The 20,753-nt window shown below is 66.2% G+C and carries 18 protein-coding genes and 1 tRNA gene; 11 read left to right on the plus strand and 8 right to left on the minus strand.

Annotation, left to right across the window (positions count from 1 at the left end):
• Window positions 1-249 precede the first annotated feature (249 nt).
• The 7 genes from fdnG (at window position 250) to CQ050_RS25370 (ending at window position 9,371) form a co-directional block, all read left to right on the plus strand.
• Window positions 250-3,318, plus strand: a complete 3,069-nt coding sequence (gene fdnG / locus CQ050_RS25340) for a formate dehydrogenase-N subunit alpha (RefSeq protein WP_146121063.1) — start codon at window positions 250-252, stop codon at window positions 3,316-3,318.
• A gap of 10 nt (window positions 3,319-3,328) precedes the next feature.
• On the plus strand, window positions 3,329-4,228 hold the full coding sequence (fdxH, locus tag CQ050_RS25345) for a formate dehydrogenase subunit beta (RefSeq protein ID WP_105559573.1): 900 nt from the start codon (window positions 3,329-3,331) through the stop codon (window positions 4,226-4,228).
• The gene (locus CQ050_RS25350; RefSeq protein ID WP_105559574.1) at window positions 4,221-4,853 is read left to right on the plus strand and encodes a formate dehydrogenase subunit gamma; all 633 of its coding nucleotides are present in this window, start codon (window positions 4,221-4,223) and stop codon (window positions 4,851-4,853) included. The genes fdxH and CQ050_RS25350 overlap by 8 nt, the downstream gene beginning before the upstream one ends.
• 102 nt (window positions 4,854-4,955) lie before the next feature.
• The gene (gene fdhE, locus CQ050_RS25355) at window positions 4,956-5,888 is read left to right on the plus strand and encodes a formate dehydrogenase accessory protein FdhE (RefSeq protein ID WP_105559575.1); all 933 of its coding nucleotides are present in this window, start codon (window positions 4,956-4,958) and stop codon (window positions 5,886-5,888) included.
• 1 nt (window position 5,889) lies between these two features.
• Complete coding sequence (selA, locus tag CQ050_RS25360; RefSeq protein ID WP_105559576.1) at window positions 5,890-7,320, plus strand: L-seryl-tRNA(Sec) selenium transferase; 1,431 nt, start codon at window positions 5,890-5,892, stop codon at window positions 7,318-7,320.
• Complete coding sequence (gene selB / locus CQ050_RS25365; RefSeq protein WP_105559577.1) at window positions 7,317-9,263, plus strand: selenocysteine-specific translation elongation factor; 1,947 nt, start codon at window positions 7,317-7,319, stop codon at window positions 9,261-9,263. Before selA ends, selB begins: the two co-directional genes overlap by 4 nt.
• Before the next feature lie 12 nt (window positions 9,264-9,275).
• A tRNA-Sec gene (locus CQ050_RS25370) sits at window positions 9,276-9,371 on the plus strand.
• A gap of 26 nt (window positions 9,372-9,397) precedes the next feature.
• Here the strand turns inward: CQ050_RS25370 and CQ050_RS25375 are convergent.
• Window positions 9,398-9,937, minus strand: a complete 540-nt coding sequence (locus CQ050_RS25375) for a TlpA disulfide reductase family protein (protein WP_105559578.1) — start codon at window positions 9,935-9,937, stop codon at window positions 9,398-9,400.
• Between the two features lie 23 nt (window positions 9,938-9,960).
• The gene (locus CQ050_RS25380) at window positions 9,961-11,061 is read right to left on the minus strand and encodes a transglutaminase-like domain-containing protein (protein WP_105559579.1); all 1,101 of its coding nucleotides are present in this window, start codon (window positions 11,059-11,061) and stop codon (window positions 9,961-9,963) included.
• Window positions 11,062-11,213: 152 nt separating this feature from the next.
• Between CQ050_RS25380 and selD the strand changes: the two genes are divergently transcribed.
• Window positions 11,214-12,275 (plus strand): selenide, water dikinase SelD, encoded by a 1,062-nt coding sequence (gene selD / locus CQ050_RS25385; protein WP_105559580.1) that lies wholly within the window; start codon window positions 11,214-11,216, stop codon window positions 12,273-12,275.
• Between the two features lie 45 nt (window positions 12,276-12,320).
• Here selD and CQ050_RS25390 read toward each other — a convergent pair whose 3' ends face one another.
• On the minus strand, window positions 12,321-13,253 hold the full coding sequence (locus CQ050_RS25390) for a LysR substrate-binding domain-containing protein (protein ID WP_105559581.1): 933 nt from the start codon (window positions 13,251-13,253) through the stop codon (window positions 12,321-12,323).
• Window positions 13,254-13,441: 188 nt separating this feature from the next.
• On the opposite strand from CQ050_RS25390, the gene CQ050_RS25395 reads away from it, so the two are divergent.
• Together CQ050_RS25395 and CQ050_RS31035 are read left to right on the plus strand one after the other, a co-directional pair.
• Complete coding sequence (locus tag CQ050_RS25395) at window positions 13,442-14,053, plus strand: 2-hydroxychromene-2-carboxylate isomerase (protein ID WP_105559582.1); 612 nt, start codon at window positions 13,442-13,444, stop codon at window positions 14,051-14,053.
• Complete coding sequence (locus CQ050_RS31035) at window positions 14,050-14,223, plus strand: hypothetical protein (RefSeq protein WP_199196931.1); 174 nt, start codon at window positions 14,050-14,052, stop codon at window positions 14,221-14,223. Before CQ050_RS25395 ends, CQ050_RS31035 begins: the two co-directional genes overlap by 4 nt.
• On the opposite strand, the gene CQ050_RS25400 is transcribed toward CQ050_RS31035, so the two are convergent.
• Complete coding sequence (locus CQ050_RS25400; protein WP_105559583.1) at window positions 14,210-14,587, minus strand: DUF779 domain-containing protein; 378 nt, start codon at window positions 14,585-14,587, stop codon at window positions 14,210-14,212. The genes CQ050_RS31035 and CQ050_RS25400 overlap by 14 nt on opposite strands.
• A 71-nt stretch (window positions 14,588-14,658) precedes the next feature.
• The gene (adh, locus tag CQ050_RS25405) at window positions 14,659-16,188 is read right to left on the minus strand and encodes an aldehyde dehydrogenase (protein ID WP_105559584.1); all 1,530 of its coding nucleotides are present in this window, start codon (window positions 16,186-16,188) and stop codon (window positions 14,659-14,661) included.
• A gap of 229 nt (window positions 16,189-16,417) precedes the next feature.
• Here adh and CQ050_RS25410 point away from each other — a divergent pair, with 229 nt between their 5' ends.
• A complete protein-coding gene (locus CQ050_RS25410; protein ID WP_105559585.1) occupies window positions 16,418-18,304 on the plus strand; it encodes a sigma-54-dependent Fis family transcriptional regulator in 1,887 nt (628 codons plus the stop codon).
• Window positions 18,305-18,355: 51 nt separating this feature from the next.
• On the opposite strand, the gene trpC is transcribed toward CQ050_RS25410, so the two are convergent.
• The 3 genes from trpC to CQ050_RS25425 are packed head-to-tail and all read right to left on the minus strand — an operon-like array spanning window position 18,356 to window position 20,751.
• Complete coding sequence (trpC, locus tag CQ050_RS25415; RefSeq protein WP_105559586.1) at window positions 18,356-19,144, minus strand: indole-3-glycerol phosphate synthase TrpC; 789 nt, start codon at window positions 19,142-19,144, stop codon at window positions 18,356-18,358.
• Window positions 19,141-20,172 carry an anthranilate phosphoribosyltransferase gene (gene trpD, locus CQ050_RS25420; RefSeq protein WP_105559587.1) on the minus strand — a complete coding sequence of 344 codons (1,032 nt, stop codon included), beginning with the start codon at window positions 20,170-20,172 and terminating at the stop codon, window positions 19,141-19,143. Before trpD ends, trpC begins: the two co-directional genes overlap by 4 nt.
• A gap of 12 nt (window positions 20,173-20,184) precedes the next feature.
• Complete coding sequence (locus tag CQ050_RS25425) at window positions 20,185-20,751, minus strand: aminodeoxychorismate/anthranilate synthase component II (protein ID WP_105559588.1); 567 nt, start codon at window positions 20,749-20,751, stop codon at window positions 20,185-20,187.
• Window positions 20,752-20,753: the final 2 nt, after the last annotated feature.

Genomic DNA, 20,753 nt, shown 5'->3' on the forward strand with positions numbered 1-20,753 from the left:
AAAGATGAAAAAGCGATGGAAAAGCGGCCGATCCAGCCACGGCCGCCGGCAATGGTAGCAGCCACCAGACCATCCAAAATCTGCGAACAACTCCCATTTCGCCGCCAAATCCCGGCCGAAAGGGGGGACTACCCATGGCACGGTGATGCGGCTTCGGAATATACTTGTTGAAATATCCTTGGAAGTTGTAGGGCTTTTTCCTTCGGACGAGCCTCCGGCTTTCGTCATTCACCAGGAGAGGAGTGCTTCATGGTCAACATGAATCGCCGCCAGTTCTTCAAGGTGACAGGTGCAACCCTGGCAGGCTCCAGCCTGGCATTGCTCGGGGTTGCTCCCGGCACAGCCATGGCTGAGGTGCGCCAGTACAAACTTGCGCGCATGACCGAAACGCGCAACACCTGTCCCTACTGTTCGGTCGCCTGCGGTTTGCTGATGTACGGTCTGGGCGATGGGTCCAAGAACGCGCGCGCCAGCATCATGCACATCGAAGGCGACCCCGATCACCCCGTCAACCGCGGCACACTCTGTCCGAAGGGCGCTGCCCTGATCGACTTCATCCACAGCCCCAATCGCCTGAAGTACCCGGAATACCGGGCGCCCGGGTCGGATAAATGGGTGCGGATGTCGTGGGACGACGCGCTGACCCGCATCACCAAGCTCATGAAAGCCGACCGCGACGCGAACTTCGTCGAGAAGACCGCGGACGGCAAAACGGTAAACCGGTGGTTGACCACCGGCATGCTGGCCGCCTCGGCAAGCAGCAACGAGGTTGGCTACATCACGCACAAAACCGTGCGCAGCATGGGATTACTGGCGTTCGACAATCAAGCCCGTGTCTGACATGGCCCGACGGTGGCAGGTCTTGCCCCGACGTTTGGCCGTGGAGCGATGACGAACCATTGGGTCGACATCAAGAACGCGGACGTAGTGCTCATCATGGGTGGCAATGCCGCCGAGGCCCACCCGTGCGGGTTCAAGTGGGTCACGGAAGCGAAAGCCCATAACAAGGCGAAGCTGATCGTCGTGGATCCGCGCTTCACGCGTTCGGCATCCGTGGCGGACTTCTACGCGCCCATACGCACCGGCACCGACATCATCTTCCTGGGTGGCGTCATCAAGTACCTGTTGGATCACGACAAGATCCAGCACGAGTACGTGCGCAATTACACCGACTTTTCTTTCATCGTTCGTGAGGACTTCACGTTCGAGGAAGGCTTGTATTCCGGCTACAACGCCGACAAGCGTTCCTACGACAAGGCCAGCTGGGACTACGAGCGTGGCGAAGACGGCTTCGTCAAGACGGATCCGACGCTTGCGCATCCGCGCACCGTCTACCAGCTGATGAAGAAGCACTATTCCCGCTATACCGAAGACATGGTCGAGCGTGTGTGCGGCACGCCCAAGGACAAGTTCCTGAAGGTATGCGAAATGCTGGCGTCCACCGCCAGCCCCAACCGCGCCGGCACCATCTTGTACGCGCTGGGCTGGACGCAGCACTCCATCGGTTCGCAGATCATCCGCACCGGGGCGATGGTGCAGCTGCTGCTGGGCAATATCGGTATCGCCGGCGGCGGCATGAACGCGCTGCGCGGGCACTCGAACATCCAGGGCCTGACCGACCTCGGCCTGATGTCGAACCTGTTGCCGGGCTACATGACCCTGCCGAACGAGCCCGAACAAGACTACGGCAAGTACATCGAAGCGCGCACGCAGAAACCGCTGCGCCCCAACCAGCTCAGCTACTGGCAGAACTACAACAAGTTCCACGTCAGCCTGATGAAGGCCTGGTGGGGGGCTGCGGCCACGGCGGAAAACAACTGGGCGTTCGACTACCTGCCCAAGCTGGACAAGCTCTACGACATGCTTCAAGTCTACGAGCTCATGGTCCAGGGCAAGATGAACGGCTACATTGCGCAGGGCTTCAACCCGCTTGCCGCCGCGCCCAACAAGGCCAAGCTGAACGACGGGTTCGCCAAGCTGAAGTTCCTGGTCATCATGGACCCGCTGGTCACCGAGACCTCTGAGTTCTGGCGCAACGCGGGCGAAGCCAACGATGTGGATCCCACCAAGATCCAGACCGAAGTCTTCCGTCTGCCCACCACCTGCTTTGCCGAAGAAGACGGCGCGCTGGTCAATTCCGGCCGCTGGCTGCAATGGCACTGGAAGGGCGCCGAGCCCCCGGGCGAAGCCAAGAGCGACATCGAAATCATGGCGCTGATCTTCACGCGCCTGCGCAAGATGTACCAGGAAGAAGGCGGCAAGTATCCCGACCCCATCGTCAACCTGTCCTGGCCTTACTCCAATCCGCAGAACCCCACCGCGGAAGAGCTGGCCAAGGAATACTCCGGCCGCGCGCTGGTGGACCTGGTCGACCCGAAGGACCCCGCCAAGGTCACCCGCAAGGGCGGCGAGCAACTGGCCGGATTCGCCGAGCTGCGCGACGACGGCTCCACGGCCAGCGGCTGCTGGATCTTCGCCGGCGCCTGGGGGCCGGGCGGCAACCTGATGGCGCGCCGCGACAACAGCGACCCGACCGGCATCGGCCAGACCCTGAACTGGGCCTGGGCGTGGCCGGCCAACCGCCGCATTCTGTACAACCGTGCGTCGTGCGACGTGGCCGGCAAGCCGTTCGATCCCCGCCGTAAGCTGATCTCCTGGACCGGCAAGATCTGGGCGGGCGCCGACATCCCCGACTTCAAGGGCGACGAGAACCCCGACGGCGGCATGGGTCCGTTCATCATGAACCCGGAAGGCGTGGCGCGCTTCTTCGCGCGGGCGGGCATGGCCGAAGGGCCGTTCCCCGAGCACTACGAACCTTTCGAGACGCCGCTGGGCTACAACCCGCTGTATCCGAAGGCCAAGGGCGTCACCAGCAATCCGGCCGCGCGCGTCTTCAAGGACGACCTGGCCGCGATGGGCACCGTGGACAAGTTCCCGTACGTGGCCACCACCTACCGTCTGACCGAGCACTTCCACTACTGGACCAAGAACGTCCGCATCAACGCGATCCTCCAGCCGGAGCAGTTCGTCGAGATCGGCGACGCGCTGGCCAAGGAACTCGGCATCGCCAACGGGACGCGGGTCAAGGTGTCGTCCAACCGCGGCTACATCAAGGCGGTGGCGCTGGTCACCAAGCGCTTGCGGGCGCTGACCATCGAGGGCAAGACCGTGCACCACGTGGGCATCCCCATCCACTGGGGCTTCGTGGGCCTGGCCAAACCCGGCTTCCTCACCAACACCCTGACGCCATTCGTGGGCGACGGCAATTCCCAGACACCGGAATTCAAGTCGTTCCTGGTCAAGGTCGAGAAGGCTTAGGAGAACCGACATGTCCATGCAATCCCTAGACATCAAGCGGCGCTCCGCCACGACCACGCCGCCGCCTGGCATCCGTGAACCCGTCACGGGTTCGGTCGCCAAGCTGATCGACGTCTCCAAGTGCATCGGGTGCAAGGCTTGCCAAAGCGCCTGTATGGAATGGAACGACCTGCGCGACGAGATCGGCACCAACGTGGGCGTCTACGACAACCCGGCCGACCTGACCGAGCATTCCTGGACCGTCATGCGCTTCTCGGAATACGAGAACCCCGCTGGCGACCTGGAATGGCTGATCCGCAAGGACGGCTGCATGCACTGCGAGGATCCCGGCTGCCTGAAGGCCTGTCCCTCGCCGGGCGCCATCATCCAGTACACCAACGGCATCGTGGATTTCCACGAGGAAAGCTGTATCGGCTGTGGCTACTGCATCACCGGCTGCCCGTTCAACGTGCCACGCATCTCCAAGAAGGACCACAAGGCGTACAAGTGCACCTTGTGTTCCGACCGCGTGGCCGTCGGCCAGGAGCCGGCTTGCGTGAAGGCCTGTCCCACCGGGGCCATCGTGTTCGGCACCAAGGAAGACATGAAGCAGCACGCCGAGGAACGGATCGTGGACCTGAAGTCCCGCGGTTTCGATCAGGCTGGCCTGTATGACCCGCAGGGCGTGGGCGGCACCCATGTCATGTATGTGCTGCATCACGCCGATCAACCCGGGCTGTATCACGGGCTGCCCAAGGACCCGCATATCAGCCCCATGGTGTCGTTGTGGAAGGGGCTGGCCAAACCCTTGGGCGTGGCTGCGATGGCCCTGACCGCGCTGGCAGGTTTCTTCCACTACGCCCGCGTCGGACGCAACGAGGTCTCGGAAGAAGACGAACGCCGTGCCGAAGAGGAGGTGCGCCATGACTGAAGATCGCCATCACCGCCGGATCAAGCGCTATTCGCCGGGCGAGCGCACCAACCACTGGATCATCGCGTTCACGTTCATCCTGTTGGCGCTCTCTGGCCTGGCGCTGTTCCATCCGTCGATGTATTGGTTGACCAACCTGTTCGGCGGCGGCCCCTGGACGCGCATCCTGCATCCTTTCATCGGGCTGGTGATGTTCGTCTGCTTCGTCGTGTTCGCGGGCCACATGTGGCGGCACAACATGATGACGAAGGCCGACCGCCAGTGGTTGAAGCAACTGAACGACGTCGTGGAAAACCGCGAAGAAAAGCTGCCCGAAGTCGGCAAGTACAACGCCGGCCAAAAGCTGCTGTTCTATGTGCTGGTGCTGTGCATGCTGGGGCTGTTCGCCAGCGGCATCGTGATCTGGCGCGAGTTCTTCGCGTTCTACTTCCCGATCTGGGTCGTGCGGGTCGCCTCCGTGGTGCACGCCGTGACGGCGCTGGTGCTGATCTGCTCGATCATCGTGCACATCTACGCGGCGATCTGGGTCAAGGGATCATTGACCGCGATGCTGCGCGGCTACGTCACCGCGGGCTGGGCGTGGAAACATCACCGGGCGTGGTTCCGCGAACAGGTAAAAAAATAAAAAGTGGGGTTCGCTCCTTGGGGCGGCCCCTCCACCTGGTTGTCAACGGCTGCTATCCTTCTTTGAAGGCCAGCAGCCGTGTTTGTTTTTCTGGAGACGCAATTGCAGCGAATTCTTCCGCGCGGTGAAATCGAAGCGCTAGACCACAACGTCATTCCCCGTGTCAGCCTGCCCGACCGCGGTTCCGTGTTCGCCACGCGCGCGGCACGCCTGCGCCAATTGGCGGCGGATAGCCCGGTGGCCGACTATCTGCTGCTGATGGCGCAGTTGGTCGACGCCCAGCAGCGCGCCTTGAAGGACTGCGCGGCGCCCGAGGCGTCCGAAGACCGTGTCGCGTTGGCGCAAGCGCACGGCATGCCGCCTTTGCAGGCGGTGGGCTGGCCGCGCGATCCCCTGTGGCGCGGCATCCTGGCGCAGCTGGTGGATGACGTGTCGCGCGGCAAGGACGTGCCGGCCGAAGCCATCGAAGTCTGCGCCGCGTTGCGCCGGGCGGTCGATGAAGACCCGGAGGCGCTGGAAGATCTGGCCGAAGCCGTGCTGTCCGAGCAGGACCAGGGCGTGGATGGCGCTGCGGCCCCGTTCGTGATGGCCGCCTTGCAGGTCTATTGGACCGATCTGGCCAGCCGCTTCGACGAGCAGCAGTTGCCGGTGGTCAGCCCGTTCGGCGTCTGTCCCGTGTGCGCCAGCCTGCCGGTGGCCAGCGTGGTGCGCGTGGGCGGGCAGTACGAAGGCTACCGCTACCTGTGCTGCAGCCTGTGCGCCACGCAATGGCACATGGTGCGCGTGAAGTGCACGCATTGCGAGGACGTGGAATCGGTGGCGTATCAGGCCATCGACGGCCGATCGCCCGCGGTCAAGGCCGAAACCTGCGACCACTGCCACACCTACCGCAAGATCTTCTACCAAGACAAGGACTTCCATGTAGAGCCGGTGGCCGACGATCTGGCCAGCCTCATGCTGGACGTGCTGGTGGGCGAGGCCGGCTATTCGCGCGCCAGCGGCAACCCCTTGTTGTGGCATGGCGCCGAGGAATAGCATGGCCGAACACCCGCCAGAAGGCGGCGTGGCCGCCGTCTCCGACATTCCCCCGCTGGACCGGCTGCTGAACGCCGATGCCCTGCGCGCCGCCCTGGAAACGCATGGCCGTACCCAAGTAGTCGCGACCCTGAGGCGCGATCTGGATGCGCAGCGCCAGCGCGCGTTGGCAGGCCAATTGCCGCGTCGCGACCTGGAAGCGCCCGCCGTGGCCGGCCGCGTGTCGGCGGCGCTGGACCGTGCCGCCCGGCCGCGCCTGCGCGCGGTCTACAACCTGACCGGCACCGTGCTGCACACCAATCTGGGCCGGGCGCTATTGCCCGATGAGGCCGTCGCGTCCGTGCTGCGCGCGCTGACCACGCCGGCCAATCTGGAGTTCGACCTGGAAACCGGGGGGCGCGGCGACCGCGACGATCTCATCGACGAACTTCTGTGCGAGCTGACGGGGGCCGAAGCCGCCACCGTCGTCAACAATAACGCTGCCGCCGTGCTGCTGATGCTGAACGCATTGGCCGACCGGCGCGAGGCCGTCGTATCGCGCGGCGAGCTGGTCGAAATCGGCGGCGCGTTTCGCATCCCCGACATCATGAAACGCGCGGGCGCCAAGCTGGTGGAAGTGGGCACGACCAACCGCACCCACGCCGCCGACTACGAAAACGCCATCGGCCCGCGCACCGCGATGCTGATGAAGGTGCATTGCAGCAACTATGCCGTCACCGGCTTCACCAAGAGCGTCGGCGTGGCCGAGGTGGCGGCGCTGGCGCATGCGAAAGGCCTGCCCGCCACGGTCGACCTGGGCAGCGGCACCCTCGTGGACCTGACCCAGTTCGGCCTGCCCAAGGAAGATACGGTGCGCGAGACGATCGCCGCCGGCGCCGATCTCGTGACGTTCAGCGGCGACAAGCTGCTGGGCGGACCGCAAGCCGGCCTGCTCGTGGGCCGCGCCGACCTGATCCGCAAGATCAAGAAGAATCCGCTGAAGCGCGCCCTGCGGGTCAGCAAGCTGACGCTGGCTGCGCTGGAGCCCGTGCTGGGCTTGTACCGCGCGCCGGAATTCCTGGCCCAACGCCTGACCACGTTGCGCCTGCTGACCCGCCCGCAGCGCGAGATCCAGCCACAGGCCGAGCGGCTGCGCGGTGTGCTGGCGCATGCGGCGGGCGCCCACTACGCGGTCGAGGCCGTGCCGATGTTCAGCCAGATCGGCAGCGGGGCGCTTCCGGTTGATCAGTTGCCCAGTTGGGGGTTGTCGCTGCGCTACACGGGCAGCGGCCGTCCGGGGCGGCACCTGGACAAGCTCGAGGCGCAACTGCGCCGCCTGCCCACGCCGGTCATCGGCCGCATCGCCGACGACGCCTTGTGGCTGGACCTGCGCTGCCTGGAAGCGCGCGACGAAGCGGCTTTCGCCGCGCAGTTGGCGGAGCCGCTGGCATGATCATCGGCACCGCCGGGCATATCGACCACGGCAAGACCACGCTGGTGCGCGCCCTCACCGGGGTCGATACCGACCGGCTCAAGGAAGAGAAAGCGCGCGGCATCTCCATCGAACTGGGCTACGCCTATACGCCGCTGGCCAACGGCGACGTGCTGGGCTTCATCGACGTGCCCGGCCACGAGAAGCTGGTGCATACGATGGCGGCGGGGGCCAGCGGCATCGATTTCGGTCTGTTGGTGGTGGCGGCGGACGACGGCGTCATGCCGCAGACGCGCGAGCATCTTGCCATTCTGTCCCTGCTGGGCGTGGCCCAAGGCGCGGTGGCGCTGACCAAAACCGACCGCGCCGACGCCGCGCAGCAGATGGCCGTGCGAGCCGAGATCGCGGAACTTGCCGCTGGCACCTTTCTGGCCGGCGCGCCGGTGTTCGCCGTGCAGGCGTCCCAAGCCGGCGATCCCGGTGCCGCGGAACTGAAATCCTATCTGCATGCGCAGGCCGAAGGCGTGCGCCAGCGCGACGCCGCCGGCCTGTTCCGGCTGGCCGTTGACCGCGTGTTCACCTTGGCGGGTCACGGCACGGTAGTGACCGGCACGGCGCATGCAGGGCAGGCCCGGGCGGGCGACGACACGGCGGATCTACGCCTGATGCCTGCGGGCACGCGGGTGCGCGTGCGCAGCATCCACGCGCAGAACCAGTCCAGCGAGACCGGCGCGGCCGGGCAGCGCTGCGCGCTGAACCTGGCGGGCATCGACAAGAGCGCCATCTCGCGCGGCGACTGGATCGCGGACGCACGCTGTTTTCTGCCCTCGCGCCATATCGATGTCGCGCTGACGCTGCTGCCTTCGGCCGATGCGCCCGTGCGCGCCTGGGCGCCGTTGCATGTCCATATCGGCGCCGCGCGCCATGTGGCGCATGCGGTGCCGCTTAGCGCGGAGACGCTGGCGCCGGGGCAGTCGGGATGGGTGCAACTGGTGTTCGACGAGCCGGTCTGCGCCATGCCGGGCGACCGCTACATCGTGCGCAATGCGCAAGCCACGCGCACCGTCGGCGGCGGCCGGGTGCTGGACCCGAATGCGCCAGACCGCAAGCGCCGCGCCGCATCGCGGCTGCAAGGCTTGCAGGCATTGACCGACATGCTGGATGGCGGTGGCTTGCCGCCCGTGCTGGCGCACGCGCCGCTGGGCCTGGACGAAGGCGCGTTGCAGCGTCTGACTGGCAAGCCCGTGCGGGCGATCGAAGCGCCGCACGGCGCGTTGTGGATCGAGACGCGCAATGCCCAGGCGCCGCGCACGCTGATCCTGGGCACGCACTGGGATGCCTTGATCGAACGCGTCGAACACGCGCTGACGGCCTTTCATCACGGCGCGCCGGACGAACCTGGCCCGGACAGCGCGCGCTTGCGCCGGATGGCGATGCCGGTAGGGTCGGACGCCTTGTGGACTGCGGTGCTGGATCATCTTCAACGCGACGGCCGTGTGGCGCGAAATGGGCCGTGGCTGCATCTGCCCACCCATACGTCCACGCTGGCGGACGCCGAATCGGCGCTGGCCCAGCGCCTGCTGCCGCTGTTGCAGCAAGGCGGGTTCGATCCTCCCTGGGTGCGTGACCTGGCCCGTGCGCAGGACGAGCCCGAAGAGCGCGTGCGTCAATTGCTGCGCAAGCTGTTGCGGCGTGGCGATGTGGCGCAGGTCGTGAAAGATCTGTTCTATCACCGTGACCAGGTGCGGGCGCTGGCGCGGCTGGCGGCGGACCTGGCGGCGCGGCCCGAGGGGCTGAACGCGGCGGTGTTCCGCGACGCGACGGGGCTGGGCCGCAAGCGCGCCATTCAGATCCTGGAGTTCTTTGACCGCGTGGGCTATACGCGGCGCGTGCGCGATACGCACCTGTTGCGCCCGGAAAGCGCGTACGCCGCGATGCAGGCGGACGCGGAGCCGGTATCATAGGCGGTCCGCTGGGGAAGGCATTCGTGCCCGGCGGCACGGCTGGGCTTCAAACCCAGTTGGGGGCGTCAGACGTTCCCAGGTAGGTTCGACTCCTGCTGCCTTCCGCCAATCGCTCCGCCTGCGCAGCGTTCGTATCATCTGCGCAGCATCCGCGTCACCACGCCCGTCACGCGGTCCGACCGCCAGTCCAGTTCCCCCAAATGCCAATACCTGATGGACCCGCCGCGGTCCACCAGGTAGTTTGCCGGCAGCCCGATCGCTTCCCACTTTTTCGATGCCGCGCTGTTGCGGTCGTGCAGCACCGTGCCGGCCACCGGCCATTTCGCCAGGAAGGTCGACACCTTGCCCAGCGCCTCGCCGACGTTCACCGCCACCAGGCGCAGGCCTTCTTCGCGGTGCCGCTTGGCCATGGCCGACATCAGTGGGATCTCGTCGCGGCAGGGGTCGCACCAGGTGGCCCAGAAACTCACGATCACGACGTTGCCACGCCAGGCCGAGAGCTTTTGTTCGCGGCCGCTCAGGTCGGGCAGGACGAGCGCGGGCGTGGGCGCGGTCCACGGCGCCCAGTCCAGGCCGGTGGCGGCCTTCAGCCCCGAATCGCTGGCGGTCCGAGCCCAGGCGGGCAGGGCGGCCAGCGACAAACCGGATTGCAGCAGACGGCGACGGCTGATCAAGGCGGCTTCCTCCGCGGGCAGGGTCAGATGGCGATGGGCCGGGCGCTGAGCTTATAGCTGAAACTGTCAGGGTCCAGGCTGTCCAGACGCCCGGCGCGGGTTTCGCCGTTGGGGTACATCAGGAACGGCACGGGGTCGTGCGCGGAGCCGGGCAGCACAACATCGTGGCCATGGTTGTAGGCGACCCAGTTCATTTCCCATGCGCCGAACAGCATGACGCGGGCGGCCCGTACCTTGGCGTCGGTCAGCGGCAAGTCGCCCGGCGGTTCCTCCAGCATGACCTTGCGCACGTCGGCGGGGTCGACCGGAATCCAGCCGTACCCGGCCGCATGGAACTCGGCGCGGCAGTGCTGTGCCTTCGTGACGTCGAAGGCTTTGCCCAGGCTCTTGTAGCCCAGTTCGGAATTGGCCACGCGCACGCCATAGGCGTCGCGCGCGGGGATGCCGGCAGCGCGGGCCAGCGCCACGAACAGCGCATTGATGTCGGCGCATTTGCCGTTCAGATCGTTCGTCGTCAGCATGTAGCGCACGTCGCCCACGCCGCAGCCGCGCGTGGAGGCGGTTCTACAGGTGTTTTCCACCACCCATTCGTAGATGGCGCGGGCGCGCGCCACGTCGCCCACGTGACCCCGCGTGATGTGGTCGGCGGTCGTTTTGACGATGCCGTCGGTGGGCAGCAGCGCGGTGGGTTTCAGGAATTCCCGTAGCGTGGCGGGGCGTTCCAGCGTGGCGTCCGCGGGCGGCGGCTGCGTGAGGTCCACGCGACGGTTGCGGGTCTGGAAACGGCTGGTCACGGTGACGTTGCGCGCCGCCTGGCCGTCCGGCCATTGCACGGCCAGCATCTGAACGTCGTAGCCCGGCGCCCGCATCAACTGTGCGGTGCCGCCGCCGCTGACCTGCCAGGTGCTTTGCGCGCCGCGCTGGTAAGGGGTGTCGATGGCGTACGGCACCGGTATCCAGATGCGCGTGTGCGCGCCGGGCTCTTTCACGCTGATGTCGGTGGTCAGTTCAAAGCCGCGCCAGCCGGCGCTGACGGGGGCCTGCTGGGCGCGAAGCGCCTGCGGCAAGGCGGTTGTGGCGGCGCACAATGCGCCGGAGAGTCGGAGAAAGTGTCGGCGATCCATGAAGCCCTCACGCACGGTGAAGTTTGGCTATCGGTGCGCCCGTGGCCGGGCGGCCGTCCCTTGGGGTGTGCTCCTGCGCGTCCAGCCGAATCATCATAGAGCCAACTTCGGCGGCGGTGCTATCCTTTTTCCATTGACTCATGGAGATTGAAATGACCCAGGATGTTGCCACGGCGGCCGTGCCGCGTTTGACGTCGCTGTCCCACGGGGGCGGCTGTGGCTGCAAGATCGCTCCGGGCGTGCTGTCCGAACTGCTCAAGCGCTTCGGACCCACCGCCAGTTATCCGAACCTGATGGTGGGCACCGAGACCGCCGACGACGCCGCGGTCTACCGGCTGAACGACGAACAGGCACTCATCGCCACCACCGATTTCTTCATGCCGATCGTGGACGACCCATTCGACTTCGGCCGCATCGCGGCGACGAACGCGCTGTCCGACGTGTATGCGATGGGCGGCACGCCGATCATGGCCCTGGCCATCGTCGGCATGCCCATCAACGTGCTGCCGCATGGCGTCATCGCAGACATCCTGCGTGGCGGTGAATCCGTGTGCGAGGAAGCGGGTATTCCGGTGGCGGGCGGCCATAGCATCGATTCCGTCGAACCCATCTACGGCCTTGCGGCGATGGGGCTCGTGCATCCCGGCCGTCTCAAGCGCAATGCCGATGCGCGGGCGGGGGATGTGCTGATCCTGGGCAAGGCGCTGGGCGTGGGCATCTTGTCGGCCGCGCTGAAAAAGAACCGCCTGGATGATGCCGGCTACCGCGTGATGATCGACACGACGACGCGCCTTAACCGCCCCGGCCCGGCGCTGGCCGCGCTGGACGGCGTGCATGCGATCACCGACGTGACGGGTTTTGGCCTGCTGGGCCATGCGCTGGAGATGGCGCGCGGCGCGAAGCTGACGGCGCGGCTGCGCCTGGATGCCCTGCCTTGGCTGCCGGGCGTGCAAGCGTTTGCGTCGGAAGGCGTGATCACCGGCGCGTCGGGCCGCAACTGGGCGTCCTATGGCGGATCCGTGCAGCTGGGCGACGCGGTGACCGACACGCAGCGCGCGTTGCTGACTGACCCGCAGACGTCCGGCGGCTTGCTGGTGGCATGCGCGCCGGAGGCGGCCGCCGCGGTGTTGGACCTGTTCCGCAGCCAGGGTTTCGAACAAGCCGCCGTGGTGGGCGAAATGACCGCCGGCGACGCGCAGGTGCGGGTGGAATAGGCAAGCGGAAAAAGGCGTCCAGCCGCGGCATGCCCGGGGCCGGACTTAACCGGTCGCCGCCGCCGGCGACAGATCCCGCGCGGTCATGGCGGCCTGTTCCGTCAGCCACCGCGCCACCACGTCGGCGTCCGGCGTGGCGCGTCGCGTGTTGCGCACCAGCCAGTAGGCAAGGTCCGTGGCACGGGCCGCCTGCCCGCCCACGGCTTCCAGCCTGCCATCCGCCAGCATCGGCGCGATCAGCGCCAGCCGGCCCAGCGCGATGCCGTGGCCGGCCAGCGCGGCCAGCACGATCTGGTCGTACTGGTTGAAGCGCAGCATGCCCCTGCCACGTACCCGCCCCAGTCCACGCGCGTTCAACCATTCCGACCACTGTAGCCAGGGGCGTGTCGGATCATCGAATTCCAGCAATACGTGGCGTTGCAATTCGCTCGCGTCCAATTCGCGGGCATGGAGCGACGGGTGCGCGACCGGCACCACGGATTCCCCGAACAGCCAGGCCGCGCCATCGGGCACCATGTCGCGCGGGCTGTAGCGGATGGCGATGTCCACGCTTTCACGGTCGATATCGATCAATCGGTTGTCGGCCGCCACCCGCACGTCGATATGCGGATGCGCCGCCTGGAATTCTCCCAGCCGGGGCAGCAGCCACAGCGACGCCACGCCAATGGTGGTGGTCACCGTGATGGGGGTGCGCCGTTCGGGCGCACGCAGTTGTTCGGTCAGGTCGCCCAACTGGCTCAGCCACACATTGGCCATGCGGAACAGTTGCGCACCCTCGGATGTAAACGACACGCTACGGAATCCGCGCACCAGCAGCGGCACGCCCAAGTGCGCTTCCAACGCCCGGATCTGACGGCTGACGGCCGATTGCGTCACATGCAGATCCTGCGCGGCAAGCGTGATGCTCATGCGGCGGCCCACGGCGACAAAACCGCGGACCAGGTCAAGCGGGGGAAGTTTGGCCAGGGGATATGGCATTCGTATAACTCATGCGTATCGGACGGAAATGTCGCTTGAGCAATAGTACGCCGGCGGGTTCAATGACAGACATGCGACAGGCTTCCGGGACATCGATCCCGGGCCTCGCGCGATGGTTGTCGTTGCGGCCCCGAGAAAGCGCAGGTCGCGCGACTTTCCTGGTCTTGCTGACCCCCGGAGCTCTTGTGATGACTGCGCCCTTGCCCGATTCGCCCCGCATGCAGATGTGGTTTGATTTTGCCAGCCCCTACAGCTATCTGGCGATTGAGCGCATCGACGCCCTGGCGCGGGCGGCCGGCGTGCAGGTCGACCTGCGCCCCTTCCTGCTGGGCCCGATCTTCCAGGCGCAGGGGTGGAACGACACGCCGTTCCGGCTGTTTCCGGGCAAGGGCGCCTACATGATGCGCGACATCGCCCGCCTGGCCGACAAGTACGGCGTGGTCTACAACCGGCCCCGCCTTTTCCCGCGCATGAGCGTGCTGCCTGCCCGGATCGGGCTGCTGGGCCAGGACGAACCCTGGGGGCGCGATTTCTGCCTGGCCGTGTTCCGCGCCAATTTCCAACACGACCTGGACATTCAGGCCGAAGACGTCGTGCATGACTTGTTGGCCGGCCTGTCTTTGGACGCGGATGCCTTGATCACCCGCGCCAAATCCGAAGCCGCCAAGGAAGCGCTGCGGCGGCAGGTGGACCGCGCGCGCGATCTAGGCGTGTTCGGCGCGCCCACGTTCTTCGTGGGCGATGAGATGTTCTGGGGCAATGATCGCCTTGAAGACGCCCTGGAGTGGGCTCAACGATGAAAAACGCAAGCAATGCCTATCGCGGCGCACCCATGCCGGGCGGCCGTTCGTTCACGCAATTCCGCGCGGCCCGCATCCGCCGCGTGTCATTCCAATGGAAGCAGGCCGGGCAGGCGCAAGGCCCGGCCGGCCAGGGGCCGGCCAAGGGCGGGTCGTTCACCCCTTCGTGACCGGCGCGACCTGGGCCCATTCTTCGTCTGAATACAGGCGCGAGCGGAGCAGGAAGCGCTTGCCTTCCGCGCTGTCCAGCGAAAAGGCGCCGCCGCGTCCCGGCACGGCGTCGATGATCAGCTGCGTGTGCTCCCAATACGCGAACTGGTCTTCGCCCATGTAGAACGGGCAGCCCTCCAGGTCGCCCAGCAGCACGTCCGAGCCGCCCACCATGAACTCGCCCAGCGCGTAGCACATGGGCGAACTGCCGTCACAGCATCCGCCCGACTGGTGGAACATCAGCGGGCCATGCTTGGCCCGCAACGTATCGATCAATTGGCGCGCCTCGTCGGTCGCGACCACGCGCGGCGTGTGTTCTGCCATGGCGTCATTCCTGTCCGGAGCGCCGGGCGCGCCCGGCCCGAGGGCCGATGCGCCCGGCTGCCAGTTGGCGATCAGAAGAAACCCAGCTTCTTCGGCGAATAGCTCACCAGCAGGTTCTTTGTCTGCTGATAATGGTTGAGCATCATCTTGTGATTTTCGCGTCCGATGCCCGACTGCTTATAGCCGCCGAACGCCGCGTGCGCGGGATAGGCGTGATAGCAGTTGGTCCACACGCGGCCGGCCTTGATGGCGCGGCCCATCCGATAGCACGTGTTGGCGTCGCGTGACCATACGCCGGCGCCCAGGCCATAGAGCGTGTCGTTGGCCAGGGCCAGCGCGTCGTCGGCGTCCTTGAACGTGGTCACCGCGACGACCGGCCCGAAGATCTCTTCCTGGAACACGCGCATCTTGTTGTGGCCCTTGAAGACCGTGGGCTGCACGTAATAGCCGCCTTCCAGCGCGCCCTGCATCTGTGCGCGCGAGCCGCCAGCGAGCACATCGGCGCCTTCCTGCTTGCCAATGTCCAGGTACGACAGGATCTTCTCCAGTTGTTCGGTGGAGGCTTGCGCGCCCAGCATCGTGTCGCCGTCCAGCGGGTTGCCCTGCTTGATCTCGGCCACGCGCTTCAATGCGCGCTCCATGAACTTGTCGTAGAGCGATTCCTGAATCAGCGCGCGGCTGGGGCACGTGCACACTTCGCCCTGGTTGAGCGCGAACATGACGAAACCTTCGACGGCCTTGTCCAGGAAGTCGTCATCCTGCGCGGCCACGTCCGCGAAGAAGATGTTGGGTGACTTGCCGCCCAGTTCCAGCGTGACGGGGATGATGTTCTGCGACGCGTACTGCATGATCAGGCGGCCGGTGGTGGTTTCACCGGTGAAGGCGATCTTGGCGATGCGCTTGCTGGAAGCCAGCGGCTTGCCGGCTTCCAGGCCGAAACCCGTCACCACGTTCAGCACGCCCGGCGGCAGGATGTCGCCGATCAATTCCATCAACAGCAGGATGCCCAGCGGCGTCTGTTCCGCGGGCTTCAGCACCACGCAGTTGCCGGCCGCCAGCGCGGGCGCCAGCTTCCATGCGGCCATCAGGATGGGGAAGTTCCACGGGATGATCTGGCCGACCACGCCCAGCGGTTCGTTGAAGTGGTAGGCCACCGTGTCGCTATCGATTTCCGACAGACCGCCTTCCTGGCTGCGGATGCACGAGGCAAAGTAGCGGAAGTGGTCGATCGCCAGCGGAATGTCGGCGGCGCGCGCTTCGCGAATGGGTTTGCCGTTGTCCCAGGTTTCGGCCGTGGCCAGGCGTTCCAGGTTGGCTTCCATCACGTCGGCGATCTGCATCAGCATGCGGGCGCGCTCGGCGGCCGGGGTCGCTCCCCATTTCGGCGCGGCACGGTGCGCGGCGTCCAGGGCCATGTCGATGTCGCGGTCCTTGGAACGTGCGTTGCGGGTCAGCACCTGGCCGGTAACGGGCGTGACGTTGTCGAAGTACTCGCCATCGGCGGGCTTTTGCCACTTGCCGTCAATGAAGTTGTCGTACTGCGTTTTCAGGTCCAGACGGGTGCCATACGTGTCCGGGGTGATGCGGGTTGCGATGTCCATGCTTGTCTCCGATATTGTGGAATAGCGGCAGTGGGCTGCCTGTCTGGTATCAAGCAAGGAACGTGCCAACCTGCGGGCTTCCCCCGCTGGACAGCGCGCGCCCTCGCGTGCGACAGTTGACTTCGCCGCGCCCCAACGCGCGTGCAACATTTTTGCCCCTCGATATGTCGTTATTTGCGACGTTGTCGCGGAACAGGTGTCGCAGAAGCGCCTGTCCAAGGAGACACGCATGGCCAGTCAATCCCGTCAGCACGCGCTGACGCAAGCGCGCCTGCTGTTCAACCAGCAGGGCGCCGTGCCCGGCGGCATCGTTGCCGAGCCCATCCTGCGATCCTGGCGCCGGTGCGCCGACCTGGGCTTTGACATGCGTGGCGTGCGGCGCGCCGAGCTCATGACACAGGGCGAACTGCGCGAGGCCCAGCAACGCAACGAAGCCTTGCGCCGCTTGTCGGAACCCGCCATGTCGTACCTGCGCCGCCAGGCCGGCGGCAGTGGCAACCTGGTGATACTTTCGGACGCCCAGGGGCTGGTCCTGGACAGCGATGGCGATAGCGGCTTCGCCAGCCGGGCATCCCGCGTGGCGCTGATGCCCGGGGCGCCCTGGGACGAGGCCGCGGCGGGCACCAATGCCATCGGCACCGCGCTGGTCGAAGGCCGGCCCATTGCCGTGCATGGCGCGGAACATTATTTCGAACCCAACCGCATCCTGACCTGCGCCGCGGTGCCCATCACCGACAGCGAGGGCCGCACGCTGGGCGTGCTGGACCTGTCCAGCCAGGCGCGCGACATCCGGCCCGATATGCTGGCGCTGGTGCGCGCGGCCGTCGACGTCATCGAACATCGCTTGTTTGAACAGGCCTACGAGCACTACGCGGTGCTGCGCCTGCATGATGATCCGTCCGGCCTTGGGGCGCCAGGCGAAGGCCTGCTGGCATTCCAGGGCGATCTCCTGATCGGGGCGAACCGCCGCGCGATGCAGGCATTGGGCCTGGCTCCCACGGCCCTGGGCGTGTATCGCTACGCCGACGTGTTCGAAGGCGAACTGGAACGCTGCCCCGATTCGGCCGGCCGTGTGCTGGCCCGCTCTGGCGCCGGGTACCACGCGCGGCTGCGTCAACCGCGTTCGCGTCCGCCGCAACCCACGACACCGGCCTTGCCCATCGCCACCACTCGGCCGGCGGCGCCCAGCTTCGACGCTGCCACCCTAGGCGCGCTGGCGCGCGCGGTGCACCTGTCGGATGCGGGCGTTTCCATATTGCTGCAAGGCGAAACGGGCGTGGGCAAGGAAGTGTTTGCCCGCCAACTGCATGCGCGTGGCAAGCGCGCGTCGGGGCCATTCGTGGCGGTCAATTGCGCGGCGTTGCCCGAAAGCCTGATCGAATCCGAACTGTTCGGGTACGAAGACGGCGCCTTTACGGGTGCGCGCAGGCAAGGCAGCAAGGGCCTGCTGCGCCAGGCGCATGGTGGCGTGCTGTTCCTGGATGAAATCGGCGATATGCCGCTGCTGCTGCAATCACGCTTACTGCGCGTGCTGCAAACGCGCGAAGTGTCGCCGCTGGGCGCGGCGCGGCCGGTGCCGGTGGATTTTGCGCTGGTGTGTGCCACCCATCGTCCGTTGGCGCACGAAGGATCCGATGCGCCGGTGCGCCCGGACCTGTACTTCCGCATCGCCGAATACACGGTCACGCTTGAACCGCTGCGCGCCCGCGCCGACCGCCTGGAGTTGTTGCGCGCGTTGTGGGCGGCGCAGGGTCCCGGCCCGGTGCTGCCGCCGTCGATCGAAGCCCGTCTGGCTGCGTATTCGTGGCCGGGCAATTACCGGCAGTTGGTGGCGGTGCTGCGCACCTTGCATGTATTGGCGGGCCCGTCGGGTGTGGTCGATGCCGACATGCTGCCGGCCGAACTGTTGCAATCGCCGGCTGCGTCCCGCGCGCCGGACGCGGCGCCCACGACGGGCAGCGGCGCGGCGGATCTGCAATCCATGACGGATGCCGCAATACGCGATGCGCTGGCCGCGCATGGCGGCAACGTCAGCCGTGCGGCGCGTGCGCTGGGTGTGCACCGCAGCACCGTGTACCGGCGCGCGGGCAATCTGGTTGTGCCGCGTCCGCGATAGCTGCGCGGCAAGTTCGCAATAGCGCTCGCGCAGCCCCTGGCCGCAGGCGCCTCAGCCTACCAGGCGCGCGAGCTCCGCGCCCGGGTCCTTGGCGCGCATGAATGCTTCGCCCACCAGGAAAGCGTTGACTTGGTGGTCGCGCATCAGCTTGACGTCTTCCGGCTTCAGGATGCCGCTTTCGGTCACGACGCGCTTGCCCGCCGGAATGTTGGGCAGCAGGTCCAGCGTGTTCTTCAGGCTGGTCTCGAACGTGCGCAGGTTGCGGTTGTTGATGCCCAGCAGCGGTGTCTTCATGGTCAGCGCCACGTCCAGTTCCCGGGCGTCGTGCACTTCCACCAGCACATCCATGCCCAGTTCCATCGCCAACGTTTCGTAGTCGCGCAATTGCGACGGCGACAGCGCGGCCACGATCAGCAGCACGCAGTCCGCGCCCATCGCGCGGGCGGCGATGATCTGGTAGGGGTCGATCACGAAATCCTTGCGCAGCACCGGCAGCGAGCAGGCGGCGCGCGCCTGGCGCAGGTGGTCGTGCGAGCCCTGGAAGAACTGCACGTCCGTCAGCACCGACAGGCACGCCGCGCCGTGCACCGCATAGGTCGAAGCGATGTCGGCGGGGGCGAAGGTGTCGCGCAGCACCCCCTTGGAGGGCGACGCTTTCTTGATTTCAGCGATGACGCCGGCTTTGCCCTGCGAGATCTTGTCCTCGATGGCTTGGGCAAAGCCACGTACGTCCTGCCGCGCCTGCGCTTCGCGCAGCACCTCGGCTTCGCTGCGCATCTGGCGAGCGGCGGCGACTTCCTCGACCTTGACGGCGAGGATCTTCGCAAGAATATCGTTCATTTCTGGAATTTCCGGGTATATGCGCAGAATTCTTCCAGCTTGGCTCGCGCCGCGCCGGTGGCAATCAATTCAAATGCTAGCGCTAAGGCTTCGGGAATGGAATCAGCTTTATTGCCGGCATAGATGGCCAGCCCCGCATTCAGCGCGACGATGTCGCGCGCGGCGCCCTCCACATTGTCCAGCGCTTCGATGACAAGTTCGCGCGACTGCTCGCGATTGGACACCTTGATGGACCGGTTGGACATCATGGATAGCCCGTAGTCCTCAGGGTGGATTTCATATTCCCGTATTTGACCATCTTTCAGCTCGCCCACCAGGGTGGCCCCGCCCAACGACGCTTCGTCCATGCCGTCCTTGCCGTGCACCACCAGCACGTGGCGCGATCCCAGGCGTTCCAGCACCCGCACCTGGATGCCGACGAGATCGGGGTGGAACACGCCCATCAGCTGGTTGGCCGCGCCTGCCGGGTTGGTCAGCGGGCCGAGGATGTTGAAAATGGTGCGCACGGCCAGTTCCTTGCGCACGGCCGCCACGTTCTTCATGGCGCCGTGGTGGGCGGGCGCGAACATGAAGCCGATGCCGGTGGCCTGGATGCACTCGGCCACGTCCTCGGGCGTCAGGACCAGGTTGGCGCCCAGGGCTTCCAGCACATCGGCGCTACCGCTGGAGGACGACGCGCTGCGATTGCCGTGCTTGGCGATCGGCACGCCGGCCGCCGCCGCCACGAACATGGCGGTCGTCGAAATATTGAAGGTGTGGCTGCCGTCGCCGCCCGTGCCGCACATGTCCAGCAGGTCCAGCGGATTGGGCGTCACGACGGGCGTGGCGAATTCGCGCATGACCTGCGCGGCCGCGGTGATCTCGCCAATGGTTTCCTTCTTCACGCGCAGGCCCATCAGCAGGGCGCTTGCGATCTGCGGGGACATCTCGCCGCGCATCAGCATGCGCATCAGATGCAGCATCTCGTCGTGGAAAATTTCGCGGTGTTCAATGCAGCGCGTCAGCGCTTCGGTGGGGGAAATCGTCACGGTGCGTCCTTCTCAGGCGAGGTTCAGGAAATTGCGCAGCAGGGCGTGGCCATGTTCGCTGAGCACGGATTCGGGGTGGAACTGTACTCCGTACAGCGGCAGGGATTTGTGGCGGACCCCCATGATGTCGCCATCCGGGGCGGTCGCCGTCACCGCCAGGCAGTCGGGCAGGGTGGCGGGGTCGATGGTCAGCGAGTTGTAACGGATCACGGTGTACGGGGTGGGCAGGCCGGTGAAGAGGTCGGTGCCCGTGTGCGAGATCTTGACGGTTTTGCCGTGCATGATCTGCTGCGCGCGGACGATATTGCCGCCGTAGGCCGCGCCGATGGCCTGGTGGCCCAGGCACACGCCCAGGATGGGCTTCTTGCCGGCGAAGGCCTGGATCGCAGCCACCGAAATGCCGGCCTCGGCGGGCGAGCAGGGGCCGGGCGACACGCAGATGCGGTCCGGATTCAGGGCGGCGATCTCCTCCAGCGTGATCTGGTCGTTGCGCGCCACGCGCACGTCTTCGCCCAGTTCACCGAAGTATTGGACCAGGTTGTAGGTAAAAGAGTCGTAGTTATCGATCATCAACAGCATTT

The sequence above is a fragment of the Achromobacter sp. MYb9 genome (genome assembly GCF_002975275.1).
Taxonomy (GTDB): domain Bacteria; phylum Pseudomonadota; class Gammaproteobacteria; order Burkholderiales; family Burkholderiaceae_B; genus Achromobacter.

What these genes read in the sequence shown, in the direction of transcription:
- selB (WP_105559577.1), top strand. Translation starts at nt 7,317, where the DNA reads ATGATCATCGGCACCGCCGGGCATATCGACCACGGCAAGACCACGCTG.
- CQ050_RS25400 (WP_105559583.1), bottom strand. Translation starts at nt 14,587, where the DNA reads ATGGCAGAACACACGCCGCGCGTGGTCGCGACCGACGAGGCGCGCCAA.
- selA (WP_105559576.1), top strand. Translation starts at nt 5,890, where the DNA reads ATGGCCGAACACCCGCCAGAAGGCGGCGTGGCCGCCGTCTCCGACATT.
- CQ050_RS25425 (WP_105559588.1), bottom strand. Translation starts at nt 20,751, where the DNA reads ATGCTGTTGATGATCGATAACTACGACTCTTTTACCTACAACCTGGTC.
- CQ050_RS31035 (WP_199196931.1), top strand. Translation starts at nt 14,050, where the DNA reads ATGAAAAACGCAAGCAATGCCTATCGCGGCGCACCCATGCCGGGCGGC.
- CQ050_RS25350 (WP_105559574.1), top strand. Translation starts at nt 4,221, where the DNA reads ATGACTGAAGATCGCCATCACCGCCGGATCAAGCGCTATTCGCCGGGC.
- selD (WP_105559580.1), top strand. Translation starts at nt 11,214, where the DNA reads ATGACCCAGGATGTTGCCACGGCGGCCGTGCCGCGTTTGACGTCGCTG.
- adh (WP_105559584.1), bottom strand. Translation starts at nt 16,188, where the DNA reads ATGGACATCGCAACCCGCATCACCCCGGACACGTATGGCACCCGTCTG.
- CQ050_RS25395 (WP_105559582.1), top strand. Translation starts at nt 13,442, where the DNA reads ATGACTGCGCCCTTGCCCGATTCGCCCCGCATGCAGATGTGGTTTGAT.
- CQ050_RS25380 (WP_105559579.1), bottom strand. Translation starts at nt 11,061, where the DNA reads ATGGATCGCCGACACTTTCTCCGACTCTCCGGCGCATTGTGCGCCGCC.
- CQ050_RS25390 (WP_105559581.1), bottom strand. Translation starts at nt 13,253, where the DNA reads ATGCCATATCCCCTGGCCAAACTTCCCCCGCTTGACCTGGTCCGCGGT.
- trpC (WP_105559586.1), bottom strand. Translation starts at nt 19,144, where the DNA reads ATGAACGATATTCTTGCGAAGATCCTCGCCGTCAAGGTCGAGGAAGTC.
- CQ050_RS25410 (WP_105559585.1), top strand. Translation starts at nt 16,418, where the DNA reads ATGGCCAGTCAATCCCGTCAGCACGCGCTGACGCAAGCGCGCCTGCTG.
- fdxH (WP_105559573.1), top strand. Translation starts at nt 3,329, where the DNA reads ATGTCCATGCAATCCCTAGACATCAAGCGGCGCTCCGCCACGACCACG.